Raw genomic sequence first — 10,600 nt, 5'->3', positions numbered from 1 at the left:
GCCCGGCCGGTTCCTCGCCGCCTTCGACGACGGTCGAGGCGACGTGGCCGGACTGGGTGCCGACGTCGGGCTGCTGGCCCTCGACGGCGGGACCGTGGCCCTGCTGCTCGCCGGATCCGACTCCGGGCTGCGCACCGGTCCCGACGGCGCGGTCGCGCTCGCGCTCGCCGCCACCCGCGCCTTCCACGACGTGCGGGACCAGCAGGGCGGCACCGCCTGGCGCGTCGCCGAACTGGACGAGGGACCGGCCCGGATCGCCGCCCGCCTCGGCGCGGCCGGCTCAGCGGCGGTCGCCGTCCCCTCAGCACCGGGCACCGGCCCCGCGGGCGCGGTCGCCCAGGACGACGGCCGCACCGCGGTCGTCGCCGTCGTCCCGCTGGGCCGGCTCACGGCGGCGCAGGTGGAGCTGCTCGCGCGCTCCGCCGTGGGCGACCTCCAGCTGACACCCTGGCGCAGCGTCGTCGTCCCGGATCTGCCGGACGCGTCGGCGGCGGCCGAGCTCTCGGCTGCCGGGCTCGTGCTGGACCCCGACAGCGCCTGGCTCCGGGTGACCGCGTGCGCGGGGCGGCCCGGCTGCGCGAGATCGCTGGCCGACGTGCGGGCCGACGCGTCAGCCGCGGTCACCGCCGGGACGCTGCCCGCGGCGGGTGCGCGCCAGCACTGGGCAGGTTGCGGGCGACGCTGCGGGCGCCCGTCGGGACAGGTCGTCGACGTGGTCGCCACCGGCCAGGGTTACCGGATCGGGAGCGGCACGTAGCCTCCTCGCCGATGTCCGAGCAGAGGTACGAGTACGAGAAGGACGGCGCCGAGATCTACCGGCAGTCGTTCGCCACCATCCGGGCCGAGGCCGATCTCGGCGCCCTGCCCGAGGACGTCGCCCGGGTGGCGGTGCGCATGATCCACGCCTGCGGGCAGGTCGACCTCGTGCAGGACCTGGCCTTCTCCGCAGCCGTGGTCGGACGCGCGCGCGCGGCGCTCGAACGCGGCGCGCCCGTGCTCTGCGACGCCCAGATGGTCGCCTCCGGCATCACCCGGCGCCGGCTGCCGAAGGACAACGAGGTGCTCTGCACGCTGAACGACCCGCGCACCCCCGCGCTGGCCGCCGAGCTGGGCACCACCCGCACCGCCGCAGCGCTGGAGCTCTGGGGCGACCGCCTCGACGGCGCGGTCGTCGCCATCGGCAACGCCCCCACCGCGCTCTTCCACCTGCTGGAGATGGTGGCCTCGGGAGCTCCCCGGCCGGCCGCCGTAATCGGCATCCCGGTCGGGTTCATCGGCGCCGTCGAGTCGAAGGACGCCCTCGCCGCCTCCGACCTCGACTTCCTCGTGGTCCGCGGCCGCCGGGGTGGCAGCGCGATCACCGCCGCGGCCGTGAACGCGATCGCGAGCGACGTCGAATGAGCGGGCAGCAGGCATGAGCGGCCGCCTGTACGGGGTCGGGCTCGGCCCCGGCGACCCGGAGCTGGTCACGGTGAAGGCCGCCCGGCTGATCGGCGCAGCGGACGTCGTGGCCTTCCACGCCGCGCAGCACGGCCGGTCGGTCGCCCGCGGGATCGCCGCGCCCTACCTGCGCGAGGGCCAGGTCGAGGAGCTGCTCGTCTACCCGGTCACGACCGAGAGCACGGACCACCCCGGCGGCTACCAGGGCGCCATCGACGAGTTCTACGAGGCCGCCGCCGCGCGGCTGGCCGCCCACCTGGACGCCGGGCGGAACGTCGTCGTCCTCGCCGAGGGCGATCCGTTCTTCTACGGCTCGTACATGCACATGCACAAGCGGCTCGCACACCGGTACCCGACCGAGGTCGTCCCCGGCGTGACCAGCGTCAGCGGAGCCGCGGCGGCCGTCGGACGGCCGCTGGTCGAACGCGACGAGGTGCTCACCGTCCTGCCCGGCACGCTGGGCGCCGACGAGCTCACCGAGTGGCTGTCGACGACGGACTCGGCGGCGGTGATGAAGCTCGGGCGCACGTTCCCCCAGGTCCGCGAGGCCTGCGAGCGCGCCGGTGTCCTCGACCGCGCTCTCTACGTCGAGCGCGCGACGACCGACCGGCAGCGGGCGATGCCCCTCGCCGAGGTGGATCCGGCGAGCGTCCCGTACTTCTCGCTGGCCCTGCTGCCCAGCCCGCTGACCGACGACCTGCCTCTGGCGGACCGGCACGCCGCCGGCGACCAGGCAGCCGGCGAGGTGGTCGTGGTGGGTCTCGGCCCCGGCGCGCGCCACTGGACGACGCCCGAGGCGGCCGACGCCCTCGCCACCGCCGAGGTGCTGATCGGCTACGGCCCCTACCTGGACCGGGTGCCGGTGAACCCCCGCCAGGAGCGGTTCCCGACCGACAACCGGGTCGAGGCCGAGCGGGCCGCCCACGCGCTGGCGCTCGCCCGGTCGGGACGGCGGGTGGCGGTGGTGTCCAGCGGGGATCCCGGCGTGTTCGCCATGGCCGCCGCGGTGCTGGAGGTGGCCGGGCAGCCCGAGTTCGCGGACGTCCCGGTGCGCGTGGTTCCGGGGCTCACGGCCGCGCAGGCGGTCGCGTCACGGGCCGGCGCCCCGCTCGGGCACGACTTCTGCGTCCTGTCGCTCTCCGACGTCCTCAAGCCCTGGGACGTCGTCGTCGACCGGCTGCGTCACGCGGCCGCCGCCGACCTGGTGATCGCCCTCTACAACCCCCGGTCCAAGCACCGCCCGCACCAGCTCGGCGAGGCGCAGAGGGTGCTGCTGGAGGTCCGGGTGCCGGACACCGTGGTCGTCGTCGGCCGGGACGTCGGCGGGCCCGAGGAGCAGCTGACCGTGACGACGCTGGGCGACCTGGACCCCGGGACCGTCGACATGCGCTGCCTGCTGATCATCGGCTCGTCGCGCACCCGGGTGGGCGCGGGCGGCGCCGTCTGGACGCCCAGGACCTACCCGAGCTGAGTGCGGACCCAGGCCAGGGCCTCCTCGACCGTCGCGACCGTCGGCACCCGGGGAGGGAGCGCCGGGCGCCGGACCAGCACGACCGGCAGCCCCAGCTCGCGGGCCGCGGTCAGCTTGGCCTCGGTGAGGTGCCCCCCCGAGTCCTTGGTGACGACGACGTCGACCCCGTGCTCGCGCAGCAGCGCGAGCTCGTCGGCGAGGCTGAACGGCCCGCGCTCGAGCACGACGGTGGTGCGCGCGGGCAGCGGCGGCTCCGGCGGGTCGACGGAGCGGACCACCACCTCCTGGGTCAGCCCGGCGAAGGCCGCCAGGCCGGTGCGGCCGGTGGTGAGGAAGACGTGGCCGAACCCTGCGACGGCCTCGGCCGCCTCCTCCAGCGAGCCGACCCACCGCCAGTCGTCCCCGGGTCGTGCCGTCCACCCCGGGCGCTGCAGGCGCAGCAGCGGGACGCCGGTGGCCTCCGCCGCCCGCGCCGCCGACGCGGTCATGACGTCCGCGAACGGGTGCGTCGCGTCGACCACGGCACGCACCGGGTGGGCCCGCAGCCAGTCGACCAGCCCGTCGGCGCCGCCGAAGCCCCCGATGCGCACCTCGCCCGGTGGCAGGACCGGGTCGGCGACCCGCCCGGCCAGCGAGGTGAGCACGTCGACCCCCTCGGCGACCAGCGCCGTGGCGAGCCGGCGGGCCTCCCCCGTGCCCCCGAGCACGAGGACCCGGCCGGTCACGCGCACCGGCCAGGCATGCTGATCACGTGAGTCGGGACGGCGCCACGGGGCTGCGCTACGGGTGGACGACGGGCGCCTGCGCGACCGCAGCGACCACCGCTGCCTACACGGCGCTGCTCACCGGCGAGTTCCCCGATCCCGTCACGATCGACCTGCCGCGCGGCTTGCACCCGTCCTTCGCGCTCGCCACGGAGCTGCTCGCGGACGGCGCCGCCACCGTCGGCATCGTCAAGGACGCGGGAGACGACCCCGACGTCACGCACGGGGCGCTCGTCTCGGCGAGGGTGACGCCCGGCGAGCCCGGCACGGGGGTCACCTTCCGCGCCGGGCCCGGCGTCGGCACGGTGACCAAGCCGGGCCTGCCGCTGCCGGTCGGGGAGCCGGCCATCAACCCCATGCCGCGGCAGTTCATCCGCGAGCACGTCGCCGCGGTCGCCGCGCGGCACGGGGGCACCGGCGACGTCGTCGTCGAGCTCTCCGTCGAGCACGGCGAGGACCTGGCGCGGAAGACCTGGAACCCGCGCCTCGGCATCCTCGGCGGGCTGTCGATCCTCGGCACCACCGGCGTCGTCGTCCCCTACTCGTGCTCGTCGTGGATCGACTCCATCCGCCGCGGCATCGACGTCGCCCGGGCGGCCGGCCACGAGCACGTGGCCGGGTGCACCGGCTCGACCAGCGAGCGGGTGGTCACCGAGCTCCACGGCCTGCCCGAGGACGCGCTGCTCGACATGGGCGACTTCGCCGGCGCCGTGCTGAAGTACCTCCGTCGGCACCCGGTCCCGCGGCTGACGATCGCCGGGGGCATCGGCAAGCTGGCCAAGCTGGCCGACGGGCACCTCGACCTGCACTCGGGCCGCTCCCAGGTGTCGACGGAGTCGCTGGCGGCCATGGTGCGCGCGGCCGGTGGCTCGCCGGCGCTGGTGGACGGCGTCCGGGCGGCCAACACCGCGCTCGACGCCTTGCAGCAGTGCCAGGCCGCCGGATTGCCGCTCGGTGACCTGGTCGCGGTCGATGCCCGGGACACCGCGATCGGCGTCCTCCGCGGCGCCCCGGTGGAGGTGGACGTCGTGGTCATCGACCGCGGCGGCACCGTGGTGGGCCGCGCCTAGCGGCATCGGGTCGTCGAGTAGAGGTGGCTGTCGGGGAACTGACCCGCGGTGAGCACGGCCCCGACGATCACCACGGCGGTCCGCTTCACGCCCGCCTCCTCCACCTGCTCCGCGATGTCGGCCAGGGTGCCGCGCAGGACCAGCTCGTCGTCCCGGCTGGCCCGGGCGACGACCGCCACCGGGCAGTCGGCGCCGTAGTGCGGCAGCAGCTCGGGCACCAGCTCGGTGATCCGCTGCACCGCGAGGTGAAGGACCAGCGTCGCCCGCGAGGCGCCCAACGTGGCGAGATCCTCCCCCGGCGGCATCGGCGTGGAGCGGGCCGACGTCCGGGTGAGGATCACCGTCTGGCCGACCCCCGGCACCGTCAGCTCGCGCTTGAGCGACGCGGCGGCCGCAGCGAACGCCGGGACGCCGGGCACGACCTCGTAGGGCACTCCCTCGGCGTCCAGCCGGCGCATCTGCTCGGCCATGGCGCTGTAGATCGACGGGTCGCCGGAGTGCAGCCGGGAGACGTCGAGCCCGGCCTCGTGCGCCGCGACCAGTTCGGCGGTGATCCGGTCGAGGTCCAGGTCGGCGGTGTCGACCAGGCGGGCACCGGGAGGAGTGGAGTCGAGCAGCTCGCGCGGCACGAGAGCACCGGCATAGAGGCAGACCGGCGTGGTGGCGATGAGGCGGGCGGCCCGGACGGTGACCAGGTCCGGGGCGCCCGGACCGGCCCCGATGAAGTGCACGGTCATGCCGCTACCGAACCACGGAGAAGATCGTGACCGGCATGGCCGGCCTCCAGCCGGTGAACGAGCCGACCGGCTGTGCGCGCTGCACGCCGATCCGCACCAGCTCGCCACCGACGCGCGCGAACCAGCCCGCCAGCACCGCCTCGCTCTCGACGGTGACCGCGTTGGCCACGAGCCGCCCGCCGGCCGGCAGCGACGCCCAGCACGTCTCGAGCAGCGACGGGGCCGTCGCCCCACCGCCCACGAAGACGGCGTCCGGGGCGGGCAGCCCGTCCAGCGCATCGGGTGCGCGCCCCTCCACGACGCGCAGGCCGGGAACCCCGAGGCGGGCGGCGTTCCGAGCGATGCGGCGAACCCGGTCCGGGTGGCCCTCGACCGCGATCGCCCGGCACGACGGATGGGTGCGCATCCACTCGATGCCGATCGACCCGGCACCGGCGCCGACGTCCCAGAGCAGTTGCCCGGGCAGGGGCACGAGCTGGGCCAGGGTCACGGCACGGATCTCCCGCTTGGTCAGCTGGCCGTCGTCCTCGAACGCGTCGTCGGGCAGACCCGGCACGGTCGGCAGCGCGACCGTCCCGGCGTCGGCGACGGCCTCGACGGCGGTCACGACCAGCGGGTCGACGACCCTGTGCGGCCACTCCGCGGCGGAGCCGGTCAGCACGTGCTCCGCGTTCCCGCCGAGCTGTGCCAGCGCGGTGACGTGGCTGGCGCCGTAGCCGAGCCGGGTGCACAGGGCGGCGACCCCCGCCGGCGTGCCGCCGTCGGAGCCGAGCACGAGCAGCCGCCGCCCGGGCGACACGTGCGGAGCCACCAGGTCCGGCGAGCGGCCCACGACGGTGACGACGGCGGTCTCCTCGACTGCCCAGCCCAGCCGTGCACAGGCCAGGCTGACGGAGGAGGGATGCGGGATGACGTGGACCGAGCCCGGCCCGTGCAACCGCACCAGGGAGGCGCCGACCCCGGACAGCATCGGGTCGCCGCTGGCCAGGACGACGACCCGGGAGCCGGGGTGCGCGTCCGGCAGGCCGGCCAGCGCCGGGCCCATCGGCGTGGGCCACGGCACCCGCTCCGCCGGCACGTCGCCCGGGACCAACCCCAGCTGCCGGGCGCTGCCACGCAACACCTGGGCGTCCTCGATCGCGCACCGGGCGGTCGGCGACAGGCCGTCCCACCCGTCGGCGCCGATGCCCACGACGGTCACCGGCGCCGCTCCGTCCCGCTCGTCGCCTCGCACGACGGGCGATCCTAGGCACCGGGCCCCGGAGGCCGGTTGACACGATGAGCCCGATGGACACTCCGATCGCGACCGGCCTGGCCCTGGGCACCGTCGCCGACCTGCTGCTCGCCGACCCCCGCCACCACCACCCCGTGGCCGCGTTCGGCGCGGTCGCCGGCGCGCTCGAGAATCGGATCTGGCGGGACTCCCGGGCCGTCGGGATCGTCCACGCCGTCGGGCTGGTCGGCGCGGCGTCCGGGCTCGGTCTGCTGCTGGACCGGGGCACGCGGCGGCGCCCGGTGACCCGGACCCTCACCGCTGCCGCGGCCACCTGGGCGGTGCTCGGTGGCACGTCGCTCGGCAGGGCGGCCGGGCGCATGCGCGGCGCGCTGGAGGCCGGTGACGTCGAGGCAGGCCGGGCGGCGCTGCCGGCGCTGGCGGGCCGGGACCCGAGCGCCCTGGGGGCGGACGGGCTGGCCCGGGCGACCGTGGAGTCGGTCGCCGAGAACACCTCGGACGCGGCGGTCGCGCCGCTCTTCTGGGGTGCGGTGGCAGGGCTCCCGGGGCTGCTCGGCTACCGGGCGGTGAACACGCTCGACGCCATGGTCGGCCATCGGTCGCCGCGTTACGAGCGCTTCGGCTGGGCAGCGGCCCGACTCGACGACGTCGCCAACTGGGTGCCGGCCCGGCTCACCGCCGCGCTGATCGTCGCGTGCGCGCCGGCCACCGGCGGATCGGCCGGCGGGGCGCTGCGCACCTGGTTCCGCGACGGCGCACACCACCCGAGCCCCAACTCCGGCCGGTGCGAGGCAGCGATGGCCGGGGCACTGGGGGTGCGGCTGGGCGGGCGCAACGTCTACGGATCCCGGGTGGAGGTCCGCCCGGCCCTGGGGTCCGGTCCTGCGCCCACGCCCGCCGACATCGGCCCGGCCGTCCGGCTCTCCCGCGCGGTGTGGGTGGGCGCCGCGGCCCTCGCGGTGGCCGCCCGCCTGACCCGGCTGCGCCCGTGAGCGGGGCCCTCCTGGTCGCCGGCACCACATCGGACGCCGGCAAGTCGATCGTCACAGCGGGCATCTGCCGCTGGCTGGTGCGCCAGGGCGTCTCGGTGGCGCCGTTCAAGGCGCAGAACATGAGCAACAACTCCATGGTCACCGCCGGCGGCGCCGAGATCGGGCGCGCCCAGGCCATGCAGGCGGCCGCCGCGCGAGTGGAGCCAGAGGCGGCGATGAACCCCGTGCTGTTGAAGCCAGGAGGCGACAACTCGAGCCAGGTGGTCGTGCTCGGCCGGGCGGTCACGGAGGTGACCGCGCTGTCCTACCGGCCGATGAAGGCCGCCCTGCTCGAGCAGGTCCTCGCCTCGCTGGCCGATCTGCGCTCCCGCTTCGACGTCGTGATCTGCGAGGGCGCCGGTTCGCCCACCGAGATCAACCTGCGTGGCGACGACATCGCGAACATGGGCCTGGCCACTGCCGCGCAGCTGCCGGTCGTCGTGGTCGGTGACATCGACCGCGGCGGGCTCTTCCCCGCGCTCTACGGAACGGTCGCGCTGATGCCGCCGGCCGACCAGCGCCTGGTCGCCGGATTCCTCGTCAACAAGTTCCGCGGCGACGTCCGCCTCCTCGAGCCCGGCCTCCTCGAGCTGGCCCGGCTCACCGGCCGCCCGACGCTCGGCGTGCTGCCCTGGCTCGGCGGGCTGGAGCTCGACGTCGAGGACTCCCTCGACCTGCCGACCCGCGGCACCCTCGCTGCACCGCCGCACGGCGAGGACGTGCTCCGGGTGGCGGTCGCCCGGCTCCCGCGACTGTCGAACTTCACCGACCTCGACGCCCTCGCCGCCGAACCCGGGGTCCTGGTCCGTTACGTCACCCGGCCCGAGGAGCTCGCCGACGCCGATCTGGTCGTGCTGCCCGGAACCCGGTCGACGGTCGCGGACCTCGCCTGGCTACGGGAGAGCGGTCTCGCCGAGGCGGTGCGCCGGCACGCCGCGGGGGACGGTCCCGTGCTCGGCATCTGCGGAGGGCACCAGATGCTGGCCCGGACCATCACCGACCACGTGGAGTCGCGGGTCGGCACCGTTCCCGGCCTCGCGTTGCTGCCCACCGACGTCCGCTTCGCCCCGGAGAAGACCCTGGGTCGACCCACGGGCACGGCCCTCGGGCAGCCGGTCCACGGCTACGAGATCCACCACGGGGTGGTCACCGTCGACCGGGACTCCGTCACCCCACCCGCCCAGCCGTTCCTGGACGGCGCCCGAGCGGGCTCGGTGTTCGGCACCACCTGGCACGGCGCGCTGGAGAACGACGGCTTCCGGCGCGCGTTCCTCACCGAGGTCGCCAGGATCACCGGCCGGCGGTTCGTGCCCGCCCCGGACACCGACTTCGCGCACCACCGCGAGGCGCGGCTGGACCGCCTCGGCGACCTCGTCGCCGAGCACGCCGACACCCCGGCGCTCTGGCGGCTGATCGAGGCCGGGGCCCCGCCGGACCTGCCGCTGCTCCCGCCGGGTTCCTTCGCCGGCTGACCCGGGGCTGTCGGGCCGGGGACGGGTTGTGGTTCCATGACGCCGCCACACGCGACGGCAGTGGAGGAAGCCCGGTGCGATTCCGGCGCGGTCCCGCCACTGTGAGCCGGTCCTCCGGTCAGCCAGGAACTCCCGCCGTCGCCTCCTGCCACCTCCGGGCGTGGACACCCGGGGAGAGGATGCGTGCCCCGTGCGCCGTAGTCGCGAGTGACCTACCCCTTCAGCGCCGTCGTCGGCATGGACGACATGCGGCTGGCCCTCCTGCTCAACGCCGTCTCCCCTGCCGTCGGTGGCGTGCTCGTGCGCGGCGAGAAGGGCACGGCTAAGTCGACGACGGTCCGTGCGCTCGCCGCCGTCCTCCCTCCGGTCGCCGTGGTCCCCGGCTGCCGCTTCGCCTGCCACCCCGCCGCTCCGGACGCCGCGTGCCCCGACGGTCCGCACGAGCCCACCGCGGGGGGCCCGGTCCGCCCGGCGCGGCTGGTCGAGCTGCCCGTTGGCGCCTCGGAGGACCGGGTCGTCGGTTCGCTGGACCTCGAGCGCGCGCTCACCGAGGGCGTGAAGGCGTTCGAGCCCGGTCTGCTGGCCGCCGCGAACCGTGGCGTGCTCTACGTCGACGAGGTCAACCTGCTCCACGACCACCTGGTCGACCTGCTGCTGGACGCCGCGGCGATGGGCACCGCCTACGTCGAGCGGGAGGGTGTCTCCGTCCGCCACGCCGCGCGCTTCCTGCTGGTCGGGACCATGAACCCGGAGGAGGGCGAGCTGCGGCCGCAGCTGCTCGACCGCTTCGGTCTCACCGTCGAGGTCGCCGCGCCGCGCGACCCGATCGAGCGCGCGGAGGTGGTGCGCCGGCGGTTCGCCTCCGACGCGGATCCCGCCGGCTTCGCCGCCGCCTGGTCGGCGGAGGAGACCGCGCTGGCCACCCGCATCGCCGACGCTCGCGCCCGGCTGCCGCACGTCGTCCTCGCCGACGCCGCGCTGCAGCAGGTGACCGCCGTGTGCGCCGCCTTCGACGTCGACGGCCTCCGCGCCGACCTGGTCACCGCACGCGCGGCGATCGCGCACGCCGCCTGGTCCGGCCGCGACGAGGTCACCGAGGACGACGTGCGGGTGGCCGCCCGCCTGGCCCTCCCGCACCGCCGCCGGCGCAACCCTTTCGACGCCCCCGGTCTCGACGACGACGTGCTCGACCAGGCACTGGCCGACAGCCGCCCCGAGGACGACCACCCCGAGGACGACGGCCCGGACGGCGGTGGCCCGGACGGCGGTGGCCCCGCCGGCGGGAGCCCCCCTCCCCCGCCGCCCGGCGGACCCGACTCGGGCGGCCACGAGACCGCCGGGAGCACCGACGGCCCCGCCGAGCCGACGACGGCGCCCCGCG

At 76.1% G+C, this 10,600-nt stretch carries 9 protein-coding genes, 1 pseudogene and 1 riboswitch; of the genes and pseudogenes, 7 read left to right on the top strand and 3 right to left on the bottom strand.

Going from position 1 to position 10,600, the window contains the following annotated elements; genetic code table 11:
* The 3 genes and pseudogenes from E4P40_RS23270 to E4P40_RS23260 form a co-directional block, all read left to right on the top strand.
* Positions 1-757 (top strand): annotated as a pseudogene (locus E4P40_RS23270) (precorrin-3B synthase); the annotation flags it as partial.
* A gap of 11 nt (positions 758-768) precedes the next feature.
* Complete coding sequence (locus tag E4P40_RS23265; RefSeq protein WP_135160756.1) at positions 769-1,401, top strand: precorrin-8X methylmutase; 633 nt, start codon at positions 769-771, stop codon at positions 1,399-1,401.
* A gap of 13 nt (positions 1,402-1,414) precedes the next feature.
* Positions 1,415-2,911 (top strand): precorrin-2 C(20)-methyltransferase, encoded by a 1,497-nt coding sequence (locus E4P40_RS23260; RefSeq protein WP_135160755.1) that lies wholly within the window; start codon positions 1,415-1,417, stop codon positions 2,909-2,911.
* Here the strand turns inward: E4P40_RS23260 and E4P40_RS23255 are convergent.
* Positions 2,899-3,642: a cobalt-precorrin-6A reductase gene (locus E4P40_RS23255; protein WP_245160540.1), complete on the bottom strand. Its 744-nt coding sequence runs from the start codon at positions 3,640-3,642 to the stop codon at positions 2,899-2,901. The genes E4P40_RS23260 and E4P40_RS23255 overlap by 13 nt on opposite strands.
* 20 nt (positions 3,643-3,662) lie before the next feature.
* Between E4P40_RS23255 and E4P40_RS23250 the strand changes: the two genes are divergently transcribed.
* Entirely contained in the window at positions 3,663-4,745 is a 1,083-nt protein-coding gene (locus E4P40_RS23250; protein WP_135160754.1) for a cobalt-precorrin-5B (C(1))-methyltransferase, read from the top strand.
* On the opposite strand, the gene cobM is transcribed toward E4P40_RS23250, so the two are convergent.
* Positions 4,742-5,482, bottom strand: a complete 741-nt coding sequence (gene cobM, locus E4P40_RS23245; protein ID WP_135160753.1) for a precorrin-4 C(11)-methyltransferase — start codon at positions 5,480-5,482, stop codon at positions 4,742-4,744. The two genes, E4P40_RS23250 and cobM, sit on opposite strands and share 4 nt — an antisense overlap.
* Positions 5,483-5,486: 4 nt before the next feature.
* Positions 5,487-6,716: a precorrin-6y C5,15-methyltransferase (decarboxylating) subunit CbiE gene (cbiE, locus tag E4P40_RS23240; protein ID WP_135160752.1), complete on the bottom strand. Its 1,230-nt coding sequence runs from the start codon at positions 6,714-6,716 to the stop codon at positions 5,487-5,489.
* Positions 6,717-6,769: 53 nt separating this feature from the next.
* On the opposite strand from cbiE, the gene E4P40_RS23235 reads away from it, so the two are divergent.
* From E4P40_RS23235 to E4P40_RS23225, 3 genes are all read left to right on the top strand, one after another.
* On the top strand, positions 6,770-7,708 hold the full coding sequence (locus tag E4P40_RS23235) for a cobalamin biosynthesis protein (protein ID WP_245160539.1): 939 nt from the start codon (positions 6,770-6,772) through the stop codon (positions 7,706-7,708).
* Positions 7,705-9,219 carry a cobyric acid synthase gene (locus E4P40_RS23230; RefSeq protein ID WP_135160750.1) on the top strand — a complete coding sequence of 505 codons (1,515 nt, stop codon included), beginning with the start codon at positions 7,705-7,707 and terminating at the stop codon, positions 9,217-9,219. Before E4P40_RS23235 ends, E4P40_RS23230 begins: the two co-directional genes overlap by 4 nt.
* A gap of 23 nt (positions 9,220-9,242) precedes the next feature.
* Positions 9,243-9,374, top strand: a riboswitch (cobalamin riboswitch).
* A 52-nt stretch (positions 9,375-9,426) separates the two neighbouring features.
* Positions 9,427-10,600 (top strand): ATP-binding protein (locus E4P40_RS23225; protein WP_167762354.1); only part of this gene is annotated, 1,174 nt, incomplete at its 3' end.

Source organism: Blastococcus sp. CT_GayMR20 (assembly GCF_004570345.1).
This window is presented reverse-complemented; position numbering and strand designations above follow the sequence as displayed.

Coding starts and splice junctions, on each gene's coding strand:
- E4P40_RS23265 (WP_135160756.1), top strand. CDS start 769: ATGTCCGAGCAGAGGTACGAGTACGAGAAGGACGGCGCCGAGATCTAC.
- E4P40_RS23260 (WP_135160755.1), top strand. CDS start 1,415: ATGAGCGGCCGCCTGTACGGGGTCGGGCTCGGCCCCGGCGACCCGGAG.
- cobM (WP_135160753.1), bottom strand. CDS start 5,482: ATGACCGTGCACTTCATCGGGGCCGGTCCGGGCGCCCCGGACCTGGTC.
- E4P40_RS23235 (WP_245160539.1), top strand. CDS start 6,770: ATGGACACTCCGATCGCGACCGGCCTGGCCCTGGGCACCGTCGCCGAC.